The 20164-nt window shown below is 58.8% G+C and carries 17 protein-coding genes and 1 pseudogene; 7 read left to right on the top strand and 11 right to left on the bottom strand.

What is annotated here, in order from left to right:
* Window positions 1-35: 35 nt before the first annotated feature.
* The 3 genes and pseudogenes from tnpC to HSS18214_RS19640 all read right to left on the bottom strand — a co-directional run bounded on the left by tnpC (window position 36) and on the right by HSS18214_RS19640 (window position 2183).
* Window positions 36-1485, bottom strand: a pseudogene (tnpC, locus tag HSS18214_RS17775) (IS66 family transposase).
* A 92-nt stretch (window positions 1486-1577) separates the two neighbouring features.
* The gene (locus HSS18214_RS17770; protein WP_016913766.1) at window positions 1578-1733 is read right to left on the bottom strand and encodes a type IV pilin protein; all 156 of its coding nucleotides are present in this window, start codon (window positions 1731-1733) and stop codon (window positions 1578-1580) included.
* Window positions 1734-1781: 48 nt separating this feature from the next.
* Window positions 1782-2183, bottom strand: a complete 402-nt coding sequence (locus tag HSS18214_RS19640) for a pilin (RefSeq protein WP_016913765.1) — start codon at window positions 2181-2183, stop codon at window positions 1782-1784.
* 245 nt (window positions 2184-2428) lie between these two features.
* Between HSS18214_RS19640 and pilB the strand changes: the two genes are divergently transcribed.
* Genes pilB through HSS18214_RS0102635 form a run of 6 tightly spaced genes read left to right on the top strand, consistent with a single transcriptional unit; the run spans window position 2429 to window position 8065 of the window.
* Entirely contained in the window at window positions 2429-4186 is a 1758-nt protein-coding gene (gene pilB / locus HSS18214_RS0102660; RefSeq protein WP_016913764.1) for a type IV-A pilus assembly ATPase PilB, read from the top strand.
* An 8-nt stretch (window positions 4187-4194) separates the two neighbouring features.
* Window positions 4195-5424: a type II secretion system F family protein gene (locus HSS18214_RS0102655; RefSeq protein WP_016913763.1), complete on the top strand. Its 1230-nt coding sequence runs from the start codon at window positions 4195-4197 to the stop codon at window positions 5422-5424.
* A 41-nt stretch (window positions 5425-5465) separates the two neighbouring features.
* On the top strand, window positions 5466-6308 hold the full coding sequence (locus HSS18214_RS0102650; RefSeq protein ID WP_016913762.1) for a prepilin peptidase: 843 nt from the start codon (window positions 5466-5468) through the stop codon (window positions 6306-6308).
* 12 nt (window positions 6309-6320) lie between these two features.
* Window positions 6321-6920 carry a dephospho-CoA kinase gene (gene coaE / locus HSS18214_RS0102645; protein WP_016913761.1) on the top strand — a complete coding sequence of 200 codons (600 nt, stop codon included), beginning with the start codon at window positions 6321-6323 and terminating at the stop codon, window positions 6918-6920.
* 34 nt (window positions 6921-6954) lie between these two features.
* Window positions 6955-7188 carry a DNA gyrase inhibitor YacG gene (yacG, locus tag HSS18214_RS0102640; RefSeq protein WP_016913760.1) on the top strand — a complete coding sequence of 78 codons (234 nt, stop codon included), beginning with the start codon at window positions 6955-6957 and terminating at the stop codon, window positions 7186-7188.
* A 13-nt stretch (window positions 7189-7201) separates the two neighbouring features.
* Entirely contained in the window at window positions 7202-8065 is an 864-nt protein-coding gene (locus HSS18214_RS0102635; protein WP_016913759.1) for a hypothetical protein, read from the top strand.
* Between the two features lie 9 nt (window positions 8066-8074).
* Here HSS18214_RS0102635 and HSS18214_RS0102630 read toward each other — a convergent pair whose 3' ends face one another.
* On the bottom strand, window positions 8075-8404 hold the full coding sequence (locus HSS18214_RS0102630; RefSeq protein ID WP_016913758.1) for a hypothetical protein: 330 nt from the start codon (window positions 8402-8404) through the stop codon (window positions 8075-8077).
* Window positions 8405-8768: 364 nt separating this feature from the next.
* Here HSS18214_RS0102630 and HSS18214_RS0102625 point away from each other — a divergent pair, with 364 nt between their 5' ends.
* The gene (locus HSS18214_RS0102625; protein ID WP_026001678.1) at window positions 8769-9608 is read left to right on the top strand and encodes a helix-turn-helix transcriptional regulator; all 840 of its coding nucleotides are present in this window, start codon (window positions 8769-8771) and stop codon (window positions 9606-9608) included.
* Between the two features lie 122 nt (window positions 9609-9730).
* On the opposite strand, the gene HSS18214_RS0102620 is transcribed toward HSS18214_RS0102625, so the two are convergent.
* The 7 genes from HSS18214_RS0102620 to gyrA all read right to left on the bottom strand — a co-directional run bounded on the left by HSS18214_RS0102620 (window position 9731) and on the right by gyrA (window position 20110).
* Entirely contained in the window at window positions 9731-10105 is a 375-nt protein-coding gene (locus tag HSS18214_RS0102620; protein ID WP_016913756.1) for a histone-like nucleoid-structuring protein, MvaT/MvaU family, read from the bottom strand.
* 293 nt (window positions 10106-10398) lie between these two features.
* A complete protein-coding gene (gene rpsA / locus HSS18214_RS0102615; RefSeq protein WP_016913755.1) occupies window positions 10399-12078 on the bottom strand; it encodes a 30S ribosomal protein S1 in 1680 nt (559 codons plus the stop codon).
* Window positions 12079-12262: 184 nt separating this feature from the next.
* Window positions 12263-12952 (bottom strand): (d)CMP kinase, encoded by a 690-nt coding sequence (gene cmk, locus HSS18214_RS0102610; protein WP_016913754.1) that lies wholly within the window; start codon window positions 12950-12952, stop codon window positions 12263-12265.
* On the bottom strand, window positions 12942-15230 hold the full coding sequence (locus HSS18214_RS0102605; protein WP_156808463.1) for a bifunctional prephenate dehydrogenase/3-phosphoshikimate 1-carboxyvinyltransferase: 2289 nt from the start codon (window positions 15228-15230) through the stop codon (window positions 12942-12944). The genes cmk and HSS18214_RS0102605 overlap by 11 nt, the downstream gene beginning before the upstream one ends.
* The gene (gene pheA / locus HSS18214_RS0102600; protein WP_016913752.1) at window positions 15227-16318 is read right to left on the bottom strand and encodes a prephenate dehydratase; all 1092 of its coding nucleotides are present in this window, start codon (window positions 16316-16318) and stop codon (window positions 15227-15229) included. The genes HSS18214_RS0102605 and pheA overlap by 4 nt, the downstream gene beginning before the upstream one ends.
* 5 nt (window positions 16319-16323) lie before the next feature.
* On the bottom strand, window positions 16324-17427 hold the full coding sequence (gene serC / locus HSS18214_RS0102595) for a 3-phosphoserine/phosphohydroxythreonine transaminase (RefSeq protein ID WP_016913751.1): 1104 nt from the start codon (window positions 17425-17427) through the stop codon (window positions 16324-16326).
* Window positions 17411-20110: a DNA gyrase subunit A gene (gene gyrA / locus HSS18214_RS0102590; RefSeq protein WP_016913750.1), complete on the bottom strand. Its 2700-nt coding sequence runs from the start codon at window positions 20108-20110 to the stop codon at window positions 17411-17413. Before gyrA ends, serC begins: the two co-directional genes overlap by 17 nt.
* Window positions 20111-20164 lie beyond the last annotated feature (54 nt).

Below are 20164 nucleotides of genomic sequence, written 5' to 3'. Positions count from 1 at the left end.
CCGTTGCCAATACGCGAGTTTTATAAATTCTGTAACTATTCAGCACCGGTTGGCTGAGTCGGGGCTTCTTGCTGCATGAAGGCTGGCACATCACCCGCAAACAGTTGCTCCAGTGCGGTATGCGCCGCCACCCCTTGCTTGACGGCGGTCGAGAGGAAGCTGCGCATCCGGCAGAAGAATCTCCGCCCCCTCCCAGGAGCGGAAACAGCCCGAGATTTTCTGCTGGACCTTGGTCATTCGCAGATCGCGTTCCCCCTGGTTGTTGGTGAAGGGAGCGGCAGGGTCGTCGAGGAAGCGCAACACGTCGTCCTCGTACGCCTGGAGGCGTTCCAGGAGGTTGCGCGACTTGGTGCGCTTGGCCCGGCCTCGCGTTCCAGGTGGCGGTTTCACCGGCGGGGGGCTCTCGGCGTCCCCTTTCGCCAGGCAATCTCGATAGCGCTGCCGCCAGGCTCGGGTCTCATCGGCCGAGAGGCAGCCGTCGGCCACCTCCACGGCGCGATGCATCTCCAACAACAGGTCATGCAAGGCCTTGGCCCATGCCTGGCCATCGTTCTCCCAGGCCGCTGTCAGCTCCCGAAGGTGGTGCGCATTACAGAGCGCGTGCCGGCAATCCGGATAGCGGTAGTAGGGCTTCCAGTGATCATGCACCAGCACGCCACGCACGAAGGGCAATACGCCGATGGCGTCCATCGCTTCCTGGCCGCGCTTGGGGTGCGGGGCCAACCAGGTCAGGGCCTCGTTGGAGGCGCTGTGTAGCCAGTAGCGTTTGCCACCGACCTGCATTCCGGTTTCATCGGCATGGACGGTGGCTGCTTCACGTAGCGCCGGGATCACCCACTCGGCGAACGCCTCGGCCCGCTGGTAGGCCTCCTGGTTGAAGGCGAACAGGGTGCCGGTGCTCAGCGACAGGCCGCACTGCGAGGTGAGCAACTCGCGGATACGCGCATAGGGCAACAGCTGATACTGGGAGAGATAGACGACATGCGCCTTGAGGCGAGGGCCATACTGGATGGGGCGAGTCACGCCCTCGGGGAATGGCGCCACGTAGCGTTGCCCCTGATCATCTTCGAGGACCTCAGCCTGATATTCGGTGACCACGGCCTGGATTACGATGTCCTGCACTTGGCGCGTTTCGACGCCGACCGGGCGGTAAGAACGCCCCTTGGGGAGTTGCCGACGATCGACACGGAGCTTGACCACCTCGTCGGGGTCCGTCACCGGCGCCAACGTCTTACCCTCATGCCCTGGCTGTCCGCCGGGGCGCCGCTCGCCTTTGGCGCGCGAGCGGCGCTGGCGATTGGGATCCTGGGACGGTGGCTTGCTGCTGTTGCGGCTACTGGTGGCCAGGCGATCGGCCATGAGCTTGACCAGCAACATCAGCACATCGATGGCCGCACGCAGCGACGGAGAGACCGTCTGGTCTTCCTTGAGCTGCTGTCGGACCCGCTCCAGAGCCTCGTCGACGTTGATATCGCTGATGGTCATGTCACCGCATAGATATGCCGAAGGATTAGGCACACTATACCAGAAAAATCAGGTGGTTGGCGATATCCCATCCGCAGCCACCTGAATAGTTACTAAATTCTTAGCTCTTGCTGGCAGGCGCTGAAGGCGGAACGGCCGAGGTAGGCTAAAAAGGCGGGAAGGCTAACGCCCGCCAAGATAGCGACAATAGCCACCACAATAAGAAGCTCGACAAGGGTGAAGCCAACAGCAAGTTTATGTTTTCTCATGCGCGTCACCTAAAGCAAAAGCCGCCCAGGTGGGCGGCTTTTCACAGCTTAGGTGTCTTCAACGTCGATCTGACCATCACGAACAAATATTTCCGCGTCGCCCCTGCTAGGGTACACAGAGGTTTGAGTACCTGCGCCGACCAGAGCAATTAGAACACTATCTTTATCAACTTGACCTTCTCCGGCTGAAGTGCCAAAACACGACTGAAATTCAAACGCATCCACCGCATCAGAGCCTTCATTGAACGCAGCTTCTGCGGCAGCCACGCTCCTGAAGTTGCTTAACTCAGCTTTACAGGAGTTTTCTGCTGAACGATCCAGATAATTCCCATACTGCGGCACGCCCACCGCCGCCAAAATACCGATAATCGCCACCACAATCAGCAGCTCGATGAGGGTGAAGCCCTGCTGCTTGAGGCGGCGGGCTTGGTTGAGTTGGGTCGTTTGCATTAAGAGGTTCCCTTGCGGTGTAGGAGTCATCGTCAGGCCGAAGGTTAATGAACCTCAGCCTTGCGTACCGGTTACATTAGCTTACCCACCCATCCTTGGCAACCAGCTTTATCCTCCTGACATGCCCCGATAATCGGCGTATTTCATGGTATGGAACCTGTACGCGGCTAGTACCTCAGGAACAGTAAATATGGTACAACCCTCAGCATTGCATTCCGTTTCATTTGCCCGCTGCCGAGTATGCCATGAGCCAACCTGCCCCTGAGTCTACGCTGAGCCATGCTGCCCTGAACGGGGGGCTGCGCGGCATCGCCAAACGGCTGGTCAAGCACGGCCTGCTCACGGATGCCCAGGCCGCCATTGCGGAAAATACCGCCACCGAGCTGGAGATATCGCTACTGCAACACGTAGTGGATAGCGGTCTGGTCTCCGCAGAAGAGGCTGCCGTGGCGGCTGCCTGGGAGTACGGCCTGCCGGTGGTGTCGCTGGAGGCCATACGAGTGGCCGCCCTGCCTGCTGCCAGTGACTATCCGGTCAAGATTCTTGAGCGACTGGGTATTTTGCCTTTGGCGCGCCATGGCCACCGGTTGACCGTGGCGGTCCCTTACCCCGCCACGCTGACCCAGCTGGACGAGCTGCAGTTTGCTACCGGGCTGAGCGTGGACGGCGTACTGGCCCCTGCCGATCAGCTACGCGATACGCTCGTACAGTACCTGGCGCAAAACGAACGCAGCATGCTGGACGAGCTTGAGGACGTGGACGATGCCGTCAGTGAACTCAATGTCGTACAGCACGAAGATGGTAACGAAGCAACGCTGGATAAAGCCACCCAAAGCGGTGAGGACGCGCCAGTCGTCAAGTTCGTCAACAAGATCCTGCTGGATGCCATTAGTCGAGGCGCTTCGGATATTCACTTCGAGCCTTATGAAACCCAGTATCGGGTGCGATTTCGTATCGATGGCATGCTGGTGGAGATCGCTCGGCCACCGTTTGCCCTTCGCCATCGCATTGCTGCCCGCTTGAAGATCATGTCGCGGCTCGATATCTCCGAGCGTCGCCTGCCCCAGGATGGTGCCTTGAAGCTGCAGCTGTCACGCACCCGCTCGATCGACTTCCGCGTCAACTCGCTGCCCACGGTGTGGGGCGAAAAGGTCGTACTGCGTATTCTCGACCCCACGTCTGCTCAGTTGGGCATCGACCAGTTGGGGTTCACCCCTGAGCAGCAAGCCGCCTACGAAAGCGCCCTCAAGAAGCCCCAGGGCATGATTCTGGTCACGGGCCCCACTGGTAGCGGTAAAACCGTGACCCTGTATACCGGCATCAATATCCTCAATCAGGTGCAGCGCAATATCTGTACAGCGGAAGACCCGGTGGAAATCAAGGTGTCCGGCATTAGTCAGGTCAACGTATTGCCCAAAATCGGGCTCAACTTTGCCAGCGCCCTGCGTGCCTTCCTGCGCCAGGATCCGGACGTGGTGATGGTCGGCGAGATCCGCGATCTGGAAACGGCGGAAATCGCCGTCAAGGCAGCGCAAACCGGGCACCTGGTACTCTCCACCGTGCATACCAACTCCGCCGCCGAAACCCTGACACGCCTCTCGAACATGGGGGTGGCTACCTATAACATTGCCAGCTCCGTCAGCCTGATCATCGCCCAGCGGCTGGCGCGTAAGCTTTGCCACCTGTGCAAAGCACCTGCCGACATTCCCGCCGAGGCGCTGCGCAAGGCGGGCTTTAGCCAGCAGGAGATTCGCAATGCCACCATTTATCAGGCAGTGGGCTGCAAGCAGTGTACTCAAGGCTACAAGGGCCGGATTGGGGTATACGAAGTCGTGCCCATCAGCGACGACATGCGCCAGTTGATCATGCGTGACGGCAACGCCATCGAGATCGACGAGCAGGCCAGACGTGAAGGCCACCCCAGCCTCTATCAAAGTTGCCTTGGCCGTGTGCTGGATGGCAGCACCAGTCTCGATGAAGTCAACCGTATCAGCAAGGAGTGACCCCTCGCATGGCCAAAGCCAAGGCGCGCAGCGCCAAACCGGCCCCGTTGCACCGTTGGAAGTGGTCGGGGAAAGGCCCCCAGGACCGCCCAATGAAGGGGGAACTGATCGGCAGAACCAGAGCCGATATCGTCGATCAGCTCGCCAGGCAACGGATCGTCGCCGGCAAGATCCAAAAACGCAGCAGCTTTAGCGGCCGGGGCAAGGTCAACAATGTCGATATCATGGTGTTTGCACGGCAAATGGCCACCATGGTACGCGCAGGCATCCCCATTCTTCAGGCCCTTCAAGCGGTCTCCGAGAGCCTCAAGAAGCCCGCCATGGTGGCGCTGACTCAGCAGATCATGGGAGACGTCTCTTCCGGCGACAGCCTCTCCACGGCCATGGCCAAACATCCGAAGCAGTTCGACCGTCTGTTCGTCAACCTGGTGGATGCCGGTGAACAGGCCGGTGCGCTGGACCAGATGCTGGAGCGTATTGCCAGCTACAAGGAAAAGGTCGAATCGCTGAAAAATCGTGTCAAGAAAGCGCTCTGGTATCCCACAGCGGTCATGGCCATTGGGGTCGGGGTGACCATGTTGCTGCTGATCAAGGTGGTTCCCGAGTTCGAGAGCATGTTCCAGGGGTTTGGTGCCGAGTTGCCAGCGCTGACGCAGTTTACCGTCAACCTCTCCGATATGGCCCAGCGCTACTGGCTGCATGCCATCGGCGGCCTGGTGGGCAGTGTGATGCTGCTCAAGGCGGCAGCCCGGCGCTCTCCAAAACTCGCCTATCGGCTGGATGGCCTGCTGCTCAAGCTGCCGGTGATCGGGGACATCATGCACAAGTCCGCGGTGTCTCGTTTTACGCGGACGCTGGCAACGACCTTTGCTTCCGGGGTGCCGCTGGTAGAAGGACTGGAAACGGCGGCGGGTGCCGCCGATAATCGTGTTTACATAAAGGCCATCAACGAAGTGCGCCAGGACGTGACTACCGGCCAGCAGCTGCACTTTGCCATGCGCATGACCAATCGCTTCCCTGCGCTGGCAGTGCAGATGGTGAGCATTGGTGAAGAGGCGGGCTCACTGGATGCCATGCTCAACCGAGTGGCCGACTATTATGAAGAAGAAGTCGATAACAAGGTCGATGCACTGACATCGCTAATGGAGCCGCTTATCATCGTGGTCCTGGGCGCCCTGGTAGGCGGTGTCGTAGTCTCCATGTATCTGCCCATTTTCGAAATCGGCACGGCGCTTTAATCGCTCGGCCGTCGACACGCTTATTTCACCTCAGGATCTCCATGGGTTTATCGCCAACCTTACTGCTCGCTATCTCGCTGATGCTGGGGCTGTGCTTCGGCAGCTTCTTGAACGTCGTCATCACCCGACTACCCGTGATGTTAATGCGTCAGTGGCGCAACGAAGCCCTGGTCGCGCTGGAGCAGCCAGCCGAAACGCACCCCCGCTTCAACCTGGCATACCCTGCTTCACTGTGCCCTTCATGCCAGCACGCCATTGCCTGGCATGACAACCTGCCCCTACTGGGCTGGTTGAAACGCCGTGGACGCTGCGCCAACTGCCGCACACGAATCAGCCCCCAGTACCCGGTCGTGGAACTCATGGGTGGACTGTTGGCGGTAGCCGTCATGCAGCTGCATGGCCCAACGCTGACCAGCCTGTTTCTGTACGCGGCCTGCTTGACGCTGCTGGTACTGGCGGTCATCGACCTGCGCACCTATCTGCTGCCGGACATTCTCACCCTACCCCTGCTGTGGATGGGGCTACTGTACCAGCTGCTGTTTCAACCGCTGATGCTGCCCAGCGCCGTGATTGGCGCCATGGCGGGTTACTTGATCCTTTGGAGCTTCTACTGGCTGTTCAAACTACTCACCGGCAAGGAAGGCATGGGGTTTGGCGACTTCAAACTACTGGCAGCGCTGGGTGCCTGGCTGGGTTGGGAAATGCTGCCACTACTACTGATCGTCTCAGCCGGTCTGGGCGCGATCATCGGGCTGACGCTTCAAGCGACGATGCCCAGGCTGCGTGGTCAACCGATGCCCTTCGGGCCTTTTCTCGCCCTGGCGGGCTGGTTAGGGCTTTTGGCGGGCAATGAGCTGATGGCCCTTTATCTCTCACTCTTCTGACCGGAGGCGATGATGATCATCGGATTGACAGGCGGTATCGGCTCCGGCAAGTCGACCGTGGCACGCGCATTTGGCGAACTAGGGGTGGGCTGGGTAGATGCCGACGATATCGCCCGCGAAGTGGTCATGCCCGGAGAGCCAGCGCTGGCGGCGATTGCGCAACGTTTTGGCCAACAGGTGCTCGATGCCGATGGTGGCCTGAACCGCGCCGCGCTGCGTCAGATCGTTTTCAGCGACCCCGAACAGCGCCGCTGGCTGGAAAGCGAAACCCATCCGCGCATTCGTGAACGCCTGCAGTTGCGGCTAAAGGAGCTTGCTCTGAACTCGCCTTATGTTCTGCTGGTATCGCCACTGCTGTTCGAGTCAGGCCAGGATGCGATGGCGCAACGCACACTGGTGGTCGATGTACCAGAGGAGCTTCAGCTATCGCGCACTTTAGCGCGCGACGGGGTGAGTGAAGCCCAGGTGCGTGCTATCCTCGCCGCCCAGCTATCGCGCCAGGAACGGCTCAGCCGTGCCCATGACGTGATCGATAACAGCGGCAGCCTGGAGCACCTGCAGCACCAGGTCGTCACGCTGCATCGACGCTACAGCACGATAGCGCACGATTGAGTAATGCACGATTGAGTCATGAGAGGAGAGATGCATGAAGAGCGCTGCCAACGATGCCCCACTGGAAGTCGCCTGCCCACAATGTGCCACGCCCGTGACCTGGAGCGCACAAAGTACCTATCGACCGTTTTGCAGCCAGCGCTGCCAGCTACTCGACCTGGGTGCCTGGGCCGATGAATCACACCGTATTTCCGGCGAGTCGGCCATGGATGAAGCGGATATGGACGCTCTGCTGGCCCAGGCGGATCGCGATGCCCCACTCTCCTGAGGCCTGACCCACGATGTCGTCCTCGCCCGCCTACCGCCTGCTGCATGAACTGGATGACCGTTTCGATCAGTTGATGCAAGCCATTGAACAAGCCGTTTCGCTTTATGAAACCCAGCCGTTGCCCATGTGGCGCTTCGATGGCCTCAGCGACCCCGGCTGGCTACGCCGTGCGCTGCTGGACATGTGGCATCAGCAAGCCCAGGATGGGCGTGAAACGCGCAATTACATTGGGGTCATCGCGGCGGACGAAGCACTACTGAAGGCCTTTCATGACGTCAATCATGCCAAGCAGGCGATCAGTGACTGGCTCAGGCACATCAAACAGGCCCACCCTACTGCATTGAGCGAAGCCAGGCAGCGGCTCCCTCGCCGTCACCCTGACCTGGACAGCGTGCTGCGTCAAAGCGGGTTGGCCAGGCTACATTTGAAGCAGTGCTGGCGACTGATCCCTCTCGCCGAAGCCCCCGTCGCCAGAATTCGCTTTGCCTGGTATACCAGCGGCCGCTCCATCAAACGCATAAGCGTTCAGGAAGCGGAGCAGAAGCTACTGCAACTGGACACCGACGCGCCTCATGTACGCATCCAGTTGCGCAAGTTAGCCAGCCTCCCCAGTCAGGAAGTGCTGGCCCAGGTACAGAATCAGGCCCCGCTGATGCGCGCCAACCTTTTCTACACCGAACCGCTGGCAGATGGCCACACGCGTCGAGCGCTCAACGTGGCCATGCCCCTTGTGGTCCCTGCGCCAGAGGGGCGTCTACCCGATATCAAAACGCCACCACAAACAGCGCCCATAGCCCGCACCCGCGCAAAGCGACGGGATGAAAAGCTGGAGAGCGAGGTGTTTCTGCCCAGCCTGCGGGTCTTCCGCTACCGTTAGCAGCCCCCTTCACTCACCGGGTATTTCCTCCAACGCCCACACATTGTACTTGAGCAACGTATCGATCAACTCGCGCAACGCCCCTGCCGATTGGTCGTACTCGGCCATCAGCGCATGCAGGCGCTCGCCGAACAGCTCATCACGCCGCTTCTGTTGGTCCGCCTGATCTTCTGCTTCTAGCTCGGCCAAGGAGCGCACCGGAGGGCCGGTGGGAATATCGAAATCACTGTCAGGGTCTTCCAATTGACGCAGCGCCTGGGCAAAGGCGTCATCCAGCTCACGAAACTTGCGTAGCTTTTCACGCTCATCCAGCTGTTTAGAAACCTTGTGATATTTCATTGATGTTTCATCTACACCCTACTGAAAATGGTCGACATGCCTGAGCAACAGGCCATTTTAATCAAAAACTGTGCACAAACGCGTATTCTTTAAGAGCAAACTTGCCTTTGCTACCGCTTGGAAGCATAAAGACAGCAACGCGATGATCTCACCATCGGTAACAATGACTAACCGAACAGGTGATTTATGCTAATACCTTTTACGTCATCGCTGGCAAGGTACGGCCACTCTGTCTATTTCCATGCCCCGGCACGCACTGCCACCAGAGATGGCCTACCAGGTCATGAGTCACCAAACGCACCGGGAGAGTGCACAGGCAGGTCAGTCGCAAGCTACCTGTTGAACCCGCATAGGAGGCCAGATAGTGTTCAATGCAATGTCACGAGCTGAAATCTGGCTACAAGATTCGCTTGATCAACCGCTGAGTATCGAAGATCTCGCCAGGCAGTTGGGATATTCAGCCTCACAGGTACGGCGACAGTTCCGCCAGTGCTTTAACATGTCACCCCGAGCATACCGGGAGCAGCGCAGACTGGAGCGTGCCGCTGTACTGCTATCGCTGACCCAGCAAAATATAGCGCATATCGCCGCGCAATGTGGCTATGTAAATCACTCATCCTTTTCACGCGCCTTCCAGCGACGCTACCAGCTGTCGCCCAGGCATTATCGCCAGGCTCTCAACGATAGGCATCAACTGAAGCCGCCACTAAAGTCATTTACCACGGATATAAAGCAAGGCGGCCCCCGCCAAGCCGTCTATATGCGTATCTACAAAGCGGCACACGCCATCAGCGGCTTGGGTAATCGTAAGCGCCATACCAACCATCTTCCATGTCTGGAAGCTCAACTCGGCGGCTCTACCCCCGCCGTGGCCCTTCCTGACCTGCTAGCAGACAAAGTATCGGCGCTCGACAGCACGACCAAGCCGTATAAACTACGCACCGATATCGGGCTGCATATCGAAAACCAGGCGAGCACTGACAGCGTGGCTTTACCGGTTGAATATCGACGTATCGATATTCCCTCACAACACTATGCGGTAACGCTGTTTGATGACTTTAGCGAGCTCTCGGATGCGCTGACGGCAACACTGTGCCAACTGCACTACCACCAGAGCCTTTATCACGTTAGCGGGGGGGCACCCCATGTGCTGTGGCGCAAGGGACGTCTGGAACTCAAAGTACCGTTGCAACGCCTGGCATAATCACTGTTCAATACAGGGAGAAGGCTGGGAAATTGTGGAGAGCATTACCTGGCCTCGATGGCAACACTTCGATACTGCTAAAACAAAACCGGCACTTCTGGGGAGAAATGCCGGTTGTTAACTTAATCTTCCAGGCGCACGAGCCAGGATTCGACGGTGTCATCGCCGTGCTCGTCTTTCCAGCTACGCAGGCCTTTGTGGTTACCACCGCGGGTTTCGATCACTTCACCCGTGTTCGGGTTCTTGTAGATCTTCAGGCGACGCTTGCGGCGAGTAGCAGCGGCAGCTGCCTTGGGTGCGCTACGCTGATCGGCAGCAGGATCCAGCAATGCAATGACGTCGGATGGGCGCTTGCCAAACTCGGTCATTAACGCTTCCAGTTTAGCTTTAAATTCAAGCTCACTTTTCAGACGCTGGTCATTTTCCAAACGCTGCAGCTCTTCCTGGAGCTGCTTAAGCTGCTGTTCTTTTTGGATGTAATCATTTAACAGAGACATGGGAGGTCCTTTTAGAAAAAATAACTGCATTGGCACTGAGCCGGGAAACTCAACACCGACTACTTCAGGATGCGGACACATTATTACCTTAAATCCACTGATTGACAATAGTCTAGTTGATTTTAGCGCCTTTACTAAACAATTTTATACACTCTAATGCCATTAAAGGCGATGTGACAATTGCGCATACCACTTATAGCAACGTTTGCACCCCCTTAACAACAACCTATTTTAAGCAGACAGAAACAAAAACGCCGCCCCAAAGGGCGGCGTTTTCCGAGACAAGACTGGTATTAGTCCTGGCCCATTTGCTGCTTGATCAGATCACCAATCGTGGTCGGACCACCGGCAGTTTCCGGCTCTTGCTCACGCAGTTTCTTCAGGTTCTGACGCGTGTCGTCCTGCTCTTTGGCCTTGACGGACAGAGCAATCTGACGGCTCTTGCGGTCAACGCTGACGATACGCGCTTCGACGCTGTCGCCTTCGCTCAGTACGTTACGTGCGTCTTCAACACGGTCAGCACTGATTTCAGAAGCCTTCAGAACCGCGATGACGTCAGTGGCCAGCTCGATGTGAGCTTCCTTGGCGTCAACTTCTACGACGCGACCCGTCACGATGCTGCCCTTGTCGTTGACAGACAGGTATTCGGCAACCGGATCGGAATCCATCTGCTTGATGCCCAGAGAGATGCGCTCGCGCTCAGGGTCGATAGACAGGATAACGGCTTCTGCCTCGTCGCCTTTCTTGAAGTTGCGAACCGCTTCTTCACCGGTTTCCGTCCAGGAGATGTCGGACAGGTGAACCAGACCGTCGATACCGCCTTCCAGGCCGATGAAGATACCGAAGTCTGTGATGGACTTGATGGTACCAGAAACGCGGTCGCCTTTGTTGTACTCGGCGTTGAAGGTTTCCCACGGGTTAGCAGTGCACTGCTTGATACCCAGGGAGATACGACGACGCTCTTCGTCGATATCGAGCACCATGACGTCAACATCGTCGCCCACTTGAACGACTTTAGACGGATGGATGTTCTTGTTGGTCCAGTCCATTTCAGACACGTGAACCAGACCTTCGACACCCTCTTCCAGCTCAGCGAAGCAGCCGTAATCGGTCAGGTTAGTGACCACTGCCTGCACTTTCATGCCTTCCGGGTAACGGTCTTTGATGTTGACCCACGGATCTTCACCCAGCTGCTTCAGACCCAGAGAAACGCGGTTGCGCTCGCGGTCGAATTTCAGCACTTTGACGTTGATCTCGTCGCCAACGGCAACGATTTCAGACGGATGCTTGATACGCTTCCACGCCATGTCGGTGATGTGCAGCAGGCCATCGACACCGCCCAGATCTACGAAAGCACCGTAGTCGGTCAGGTTCTTGACGATACCCTTGATTTGCTGACCTTCTTGCAGCGTGGCCAGCAGCGCTTCACGCTCGGCGCTGTTTTCAGCTTCAAGCACGGCACGACGCGATACAACGACGTTGTTACGCTTCGGATCCAGCTTGATGACTTTGAAGTCCAGCTCTTTGTTTTCCAGGTGCGCAGTGTCGCGAACCGGACGAACGTCAACCAGAGAGCCCGGCAGGAAGGCACGGATGGAGTCGACGTCGACAGTGAAGCCGCCTTTGACTTTACCGTTGATCACGCCTTTGATGATTTCGTCTTTCTCGAAGGCCGCTTCCAGAATCTTCCAAGCTTCTGCGCGCTTGGCTTTTTCACGGGACAGGCGAGTTTCGCCGAAGCCATCTTCTACGGCTTCCAGCGCAACGTGCACATCGTCACCGATCGCGATGGTCAGCTCACCATTCTCGTCACGGAATTGTGCCGCAGGGATCTGACCTTCGGATTTCAGACCAGCGTTAACGGTAACCCAGTCACCGTCGATGTCGACAACTTGAGCCGCAACGATGGCGCCCGGCTCCATGTTGATGTCGTTAAGGGACTGTTCAAACAGTTCAGCAAAGCTTTCGCTCATGGTTTTCCTACGTGATCAACGTTGTTGAGGCATAACTGCCTTCTCCGTACCACCAGCGAGTACGGGCCTAATGTCATTCAGCTTCTGGAGGTGTTAGCGCTGGTTGGACCTGACCGGGCTCACTAAGATATTACTGTCGCCCTGCCACGTCGTGACACCTTTCCAAAAACGCCGCAAGGGAGAATCAAGCGCCGTTAAACATGCCCCGTTGGGCAAGCAGCTCGGTTAGCCGATCAACCACTTCCGGTATACTCAGGCGCGTGGTGTCAAGCGTGATGGCATCATCTGCCGGCTTGAGCGGAGCCACACTGCGCTGCGTGTCGCGTGCATCGCGTGCCTGAATCTCCTTCAAAAGACTCGACAGACTAGCATCCACCCCTGCTTCCTGCAACTGCAGATGCCGTCTATGCGCCCTTTCCTCGGCACTGGCGGTCAAAAAAATCTTCAGCGGCGCCTCTGGAAACACCACCGTGCCCATATCGCGTCCATCCGCCACCAGCCCGGGAGACTGACAAAAATCACGCTGTCGCTGCAGCAGCGCAGCGCGTACCTTTGGCAATGCGGCCACCTGGGAAGCACGTTCGCCCGCTTGCTCGGTACGAATGAGCCGACTGACGTCTTCGCCTTCCAGCAGCGTGCGTGGCTGACCCTCCTCCACCGGGAAAGCAACGTCCAGGGTTGCTGCGATATCGGCCAGCGCCGCTTCGTCATCCAACGCCACGTGATGCTTGACGGCCGCCTGGGCCGTCAACCGATAGAGTGCACCGCTGTCCAGCAAATGCCAGCCCAGTCGTTCAGCCACCAGGCTGCTGATCGTGCCTTTACCGGCACCACCGGGGCCATCGATGGTCAGCACAGGAGCGTTAGCGGTCATGGACGCCCTCCACATCGACACGCATACCGATACGCTGAGCCAGCGTCACGAAGTCAGGGAAGGACGTTGCCACGTTGGCGCAATCGTCGATGACGATCTCAGCACCCGCGCGCAGGGAGGCAATCGCAAACGCCATGGCAATGCGGTGATCGCCGAGGCTATCGATGCGGCCACCGCCGTAACTCGGCACGCTCTCGTCACCGTTACCGATGATGTCGATGCCGTCTTCCACGACCGTATGCTCGACACCCAGAATCGCCAAACCATCTGCCATGGCCTGAATACGGTCCGACTCTTTGACGCGCAGCTCTTCAGCTCCGCGCAGCCGCGTGGTGCCTTGTGCATTGGCCGCCGCAATGAACAGCGCCGGGAATTCATCGATGGCGAGCGGCACTTGATCGACAGGAATATCGATACCCTTCAGCGGCGCATAGCGAATACGGATGTCCGCCACGGGCTCACCGCCTACCTCGCGCTGGTTTTCAAGCGTCAGGTCAGCGCCCATCAGGGTCAGAATATTGATGACACCGATACGCGTCGGGTTGATGCCCACGTGCTCCAGCGTGATGTCGGAACCAGGGGTAATGGCAGCGGCGACCAGGAAAAAGGTAGCCGAAGAGATATCGGAGGGCACGTCAATCGGCCCCGCCGTCAGTTGACCGCCTCCCTGCAGCCAGCAGGTGTCGCCCTCGCGAGAAACGGCGTAGCCAAACCCGTTGAGCATCCGCTCGGTATGATCGCGAGTCGGCGCTGGCTCGCGCACGCGGGTCTCTCCCTCGGCGTAAAGCCCTGCCAGCAGCAGGCACGACTTCACCTGAGCACTGGCCATGGGCATATCATAATGAATGCCTTTCAGCGCAGCGCCGCCATGAATTTTCAATGGCGGACGGCCACCCTCTGCCGTATCGATGGTCGCTCCCATCAGGCGCAGCGGGTCTGCCACACGCCCCATGGGGCGCTTGGTCAGTGACTCATCACCGGTCAATTCGCTATCGAACGCCTGACCCGCCAGCAGCCCGGCAAACAGGCGCATGGCGGTGCCAGAGTTACCTACATACAGCGGACCTGCCGGCGCCTTGAGGCCGTGCATGCCAACACCATGAATGGTCACACGCCCCTGGTGCGGGCCTTCGATGGCCACCCCCATTTCACGAAAGGCCTGCAAGGTGGCCAGACTATCTTCGCCCTCCAGGAAGCCCTTGACCTCGGTCACCCCTTCGGCCAACGCGCCAAGCATGATCGAGCGGTGAGACATGGATTTATCGCCCGGCACCCGCAAACGCCCCTGCGCCTGGCCGCCTGGCTGCACGCGATAAGTCACTTGACCGTGTGGTTGCATATGATATTCCGCCTGATAACTGGTTTTATTCAATAACGTATCAAAATAGTGGCGAGCATGACTGGCCCGGTCAAAGGTGGCAATCATCGCATCGCTGTCGGCACTTTCCACCGCCTGACGCAGCCGCTTGAGCCCCGCCTCGAAATCATCCAGAGAAGAAAGCACGGCGTCACGATTGGCCACGAAAATGTCGCGCCACATGACCGGGTCACTGCCTGCAATACGGGTAAAATCACGAAACCCGCCCGCGGCATAACGGAAGATATCCAGCCGCTCGTCCTGCCGCGCCAGCGTGTCCACCAGTGAAAACGCCAACAAATGGGGTAAGTGGCTGGTGCGCGCCAGCACCTGATCATGGCGCTCGACGCTCATTTGCAGCACGTCGGCGCCGCAGGCTCTCCACAGGGTTTCTACTCGCGCCAGCGCTGCCGGGTCGACATCCGGCTCCGGCGTCAGAATCACCTTGTGATTGACGTACAGAGATGGATTGGCGGCTGCCACACCGCTTTTCTCGGAGCCCGCAATAGGATGACCCAGCACGATATTGGGCATGACACGGCCGAATACGCGCTCGGCACAGTCACGTATGGTGGCCTTGGTACTGCCTACGTCGGTCATCACGACATCGGGAGCCGCCTGATCGAGAGAACGCGACAGCGTGCTCATCACGCTCTCCATGGCCAGCACCGGGACCGCCAGCACGACCATGGAAACGTCCTTCAAACAGTTGGCGAGTTCGACACCGCCGGCATCTACCAGCCCCAGCTCGATGCCCAATGCCACTTCCCGCTCATTGGGGTCGCAGGCGATGATCTGGCCAGCGTAGCCCGAGGCACGCAATGCGGCGGCCAACGAGCCGCCGATCAGGCCAAGACCGACAATCAGAATGCGCGGCTCGACACACGCCACCCGAGGCGCAAGAGAAGGTGGAACCGTCACAGCACACCCTGAGGATAGGAACCCAGCAGCCGCAGCTCAGAGGCGCGCAGGCGAACTTCTTCCAGCACTGCAGCCACCTGAGGCTCGTCACGGTGGCCCTTGAAGTCGATGAAGAAGACGTAGTTCCACACACCGGTACGCGAGGGCCGCGTTTCGATACGCGTCAAGTCGATCTTGTGGCGATGGAAGGGCTCCAGCAACTCGTGCAGCGCACCGGGCTGGTTACGCATTGCCACGACGATAGAGGTCTTGTCTTCGCCCGACATGGGCACATCCTGATTGCCAATGATCAGGAAGCGCGTGGAGTTATCCGGCCGATCTTCGATTTTATCGGCAATGCGCTCCAGGCCATACAGCTTGGCAGCCATGTCGCCGGCAATTGCGGCGCTGTGCCACTCGGTTTTCACCAGCTTTGCGGCTTCGGCGTTGGAGGAGACCGGCACCCGCTCGGCATGAGGGTAGTGAGCATCCAGCCACTTGCGGCACTGACCGAACGACTGAGGGTGCGAATAGATGCGTGACACCTTCTCCTGCCGCGTGGTTTCACTAATCAAGAGATGGTGGTGAATGCGCAGCACCACTTCACCACAAATCCTGATGGAGGAGTCCATGAACGTGTCGAGGGTGTGATTGACCACCCCTTCGGTGGAGTTCTCGACGGGAACGACGCCATAGTTGACGGCCCCCGCCTCCACTTCCCGGAACACTTCATCGATGGCTGCCATCGGCAGACTGACGGCGCTTTCACCGAAGTGCTTCAACGCGGCCTGCTGGGTGAAGGTGCCTTCAGGCCCGAGATAAGCCACCTTGACCGGCTGCTCCAGCGCCAGGCAGGCAGACATGATTTCGCGAAACAGCCGCGCCATCTCTTCGGAGTCCAAAGGCCCCTTGTTCAACGCCATGATACGACGCAGCACCTGGGCTTCGCGCTCCGGACGGTAGAACACCGCATCCTTGTCCTGAGCCAGCTTGACGTGAGCCACCTGCTGGGCACAGTTGGCCCGCTCACTGATCAAACGCAGAATATCGCCATCCAGCTGGTCGATACGTTGACGCAAGTCGTCGAGATTGATCGGCGTATCGGACATGGGGGTTAGCCTCTTCGTTGTTCGAAATCTGCCATGAAGGCAATTAACGCATCCACCGCATCTTCCGGCACCGCGTTATACAAGCTGGCACGCATGCCGCCGACGCTGCGGTGACCCTTGAGGTTCAGCAGCCCGGCCTCATCGGCCTCCTTGAGGAAGGCTCCGTCCAGCCGGTCATCCGCCAGCACGAACGGCACGTTCATGCGCGACCGATTGGCTGTGGCGATGGGGTTGCTGTAGAAGTCACTGTCATCGATGGCCGCGTAAAGTTTCTGCGCCTTGCGCTGGTTCATGCGGTCCATGGCGTCCAGCCCGCCAATGTCGTTTTTCAACCACTGAAACACCAGGCCCGAGAGGTACCAGGCATAGGTAGGCGGGGTATTCACCATCGAGCCTGCGTCAGCCAGCATCTGGTAGTCGAACAGTGAAGGGACGTTTGCAGGCGCCTTGCCCAGCAGATCATCGCGGACGATCACGATGGTCAATCCCGCCGGACCGATATTCTTCTGCGCCCCGGCATAAATCACCCCGAAGTCGCTGACATCGATAGGCCCCGACAGGATATTGGAGGACATGTCGCAGACCAGGGGCACGTCACTGCCATCGGCACGGGTGACGTCTGGCACGTAGTCGAACTCCAGCCCGCCAATGGTTTCATTGGAGGTGTAATGCAGGTAGGCCGCGTCGCTGCTGAGCGACAGGGAAGCTTCGTCAGGCACCGCCAGATGTCCATTGGACTCGCTGCTGCCCGCCACATGGCAGGCAAAACCGAGCCGCTTGGCTTCGCTCAGCGCCTTCTTGCCCCAAATGCCCGTCTGGATGAAGTTGGCACTACCGCCCCCACCCAGCAGGTTCATGGGGAGCATGGCAAACTGCATGCTGGCACCGCCCTGCAGAAACAGCACCTTGTACTGATCAGGGATGCCCAGCAGTGACCGCAGATCGGCTTCTGCCTGCTCGGCAATGGCAATGAACTCATCGCTGCGATGACTCATTTCCATCACCGACAAACCGCGCCCCTGATAGTCGAGCAGCTCACTGCGAGCGCGCTCCAGTACGGCAACAGGCAGGGCCGCGGGCCCTGCGCAAAAATTATAATGACGTGTCATCGGTTCCCGGTTCCTGTGCGCCATTGTCTTGTTCGTCTGGCTCGACCGCCTCGGGCGCTCCCGTATCTTCGGGCTCATCGACACGCACGGTTTTCACCAGCCGCTCTTCTTTGCCCAGGCGAATCAGCATCACGCCCTGGGTATTACGCGACGTGATCGACACTTCTTCCACCCGCGTGCGCACCAGGGTGCCACGGTCGGTGATCAGCATCATTTCATCGCTGTCATACACTTGCATGGCCGCCACCAGGGCGCCATTGCGCTCACTGGTCTGCATGGCAATCACGCCCTGTCCACCGCGACCACGCAGCGGGAACTCTTCCAGGCGGGTGCGCTTGCCATAGCCCTTCACACTGGCGGTGAGGATGTAGATCTGACCATCACTCTGCGCTAGCTCGGCGGCATCTGCCGGGGCTTCCTGCTCGGCATCGGCGTCCGCTTCGGCATCAATTTGCTGGCTCTTGGGAATGATCAGGCTGATCACTTCCGCGTCGTCCAGCAGGCGCATGCCGCGCACACCGCGAGCGGTACGGCCCATGGCGCGCACGTTGCTTTCCTCGAAACGGATCGCCTTGCCATTGGAGGAGAGCAGCATGACGTGGTCGCTGCCCGAGGTAATCGCAGCCCCCACCAGGCGGTCGCCCTCTTCCAGATCGATGGCAATCAAGCCCACGCTGCGCGGGCGAGAGAACTGCTCGAGACTGGTGCGCTTGACGGTACCGTTGGCGGTGGCGAAGAAAATATAGTGCTCGGGGTCGTAGTCACGCACAGGCAGGATGGCGTTGACCGACTCGCCCTCTTCCAGCGGCAGCATGTTCACCAACGGCTTGCCGCGTGAACCACGGCTGGCGTTGGGCATCTCGTACACCTTCAGCCAATACACCTTGCCCCGGTTGGAGAACAGCAGCACCGTGTCATGGGTCGAGGCAACCAGCAGGTGTTCGATGACGTCCTCGTCCTTCATGGCCGTGGCGGACTTGCCGCGACCACCCCGACGCTGGGCCTGATAGTCCGAAAGCGGCTGCGTCTTGGCGTAGCCCGAACGCGACACCGTGACCACCATGTCTTCTTCGGCAATCAGGTCTTCGATGGACAGGTCCAGGTGGCTGGCCTGAATTTCCGTACGACGGTCGTCGCCGAACTGGTCGCGCACCGCATGCAGCTCTTCCCGAATCACTTCCATGAGGCGGTCGGCAGAGGCAAGAATTTCTGTGAACTCGGCAATCTTTTCGAGAATCGACAGGTACTCATCCAGCAGCTTTTCGGTTTCGAGGCCGGTCAAGCGGTGCAGACGCAGTTCCAGAATCGCCTGAGCCTGAGCAGGCGAAAGGCGGTACTCGGTGGCCGAGGGGTTTAGTCCAAACCCTTCATCCAGGTCTTCGGGCTTGCAGGAAGTGGCTCCGGCACGCTCCAGCATGGCCGTCACCTGGCCCGGCTGCCATACCTTGTCCAGCAGCTTTTCGCGGGCTTCGGCGGCATTGGGCGATGCCTTGATCAGCTCGATGACCTCATCGATGTTCGAGATAGCGACGGCCAGGCCTTCCAGCAGATGGCCGCGCTCACGCGCTTTCTTGAGTTCGAACAGGGTGCGCCGCGTGACGACTTCCCGACGATGGCGGATGAACGCCTCGAGCATCTCTTTCAGATTGAGCGTGCGCGGCTGGCCATTTTCCAGCGCCACCATGTTGATACCGAAGACGTTCTGAAGCTGGGTCTGGGCAAACAGGTTATTGACCACGACCTCGCCAGACTCACCGCGCTTGACTTCGATCACCACACGCAAGCCATCCTTGTCGGACTCGTCGCGCAGCTCGGCAATGCCCTCGATCTTTTTCTCTTTGACCAGCTCGGCGATCTTCTCGATCAGCCGCGCCTTGTTCACCTGATAAGGCAGTTCGGTGACGATGATGTGATCACGCCCGGTCTTGTCATCGTGTTCGATGGTGTGACAAGCGCGCACGTAGATACGGCCACGCCCGGTGCGGTAGGCATCCAGAATGCCGGCACGGCCATTGATGATGCCGCCGGTGGGGAAATCAGGCCCGGGGATGTACTGCATGAGGTCATCGACGGTCAGGGTGTAGTCGTCGATCAGCGCCAGGCAACCATCGATCACTTCCCGCATGTTATGGGGAGGAATGTTGGTGGCCATGCCCACGGCAATGCCCGAGGAACCGTTGATCAGCAGGTTCGGCACTTTGGTGGGCAGCACTTCGGGGATACGTTCGGTGCCGTCGTAGTTATCGACCCAATCGACGGTATCTTTTTCGAGATCCGCCAGCAGCTCGTGGGCCAGGCGCGCCATGCGCACCTCGGTGTAACGCATGGCAGCCGCGTTGTCGCCGTCGATGGAACCAAAGTTACCCTGACCATCGACCAGCACGTGACGCATGGAGAAGTGCTGTGCCATGCGAACGATGGTGTCATACACTGCAATGTCACCATGCGGGTGATACTTACCGATGACATCGCCAACGACACGCGCCGACTTCTTGTACGGTTTGTTCCAGTCATTCCCCAGCTCATGCATGGCAAACAGCACACGGCGATGAACCGGCTTGAGGCCGTCGCGCACATCGGGGAGCGCACGACCAATAATGACACTCATCGCATAGTCGAGGTACGACTGCTTGAGCTCGTCTTCAATATTGACGGGCAAGATTTCTCTGGCGATGTCACCCATGAAAGTCAGATCCTTTGCACTGCATTGGCACTGCGAGAGTTGAAAGCGCTTGAA

The sequence above is a fragment of the Vreelandella stevensii S18214 genome (assembly GCF_000275725.1).
Taxonomy (GTDB): Bacteria; Pseudomonadota; Gammaproteobacteria; order Pseudomonadales; family Halomonadaceae; genus Vreelandella; species Vreelandella stevensii.
This window is presented reverse-complemented; position numbering and strand designations above follow the sequence as displayed.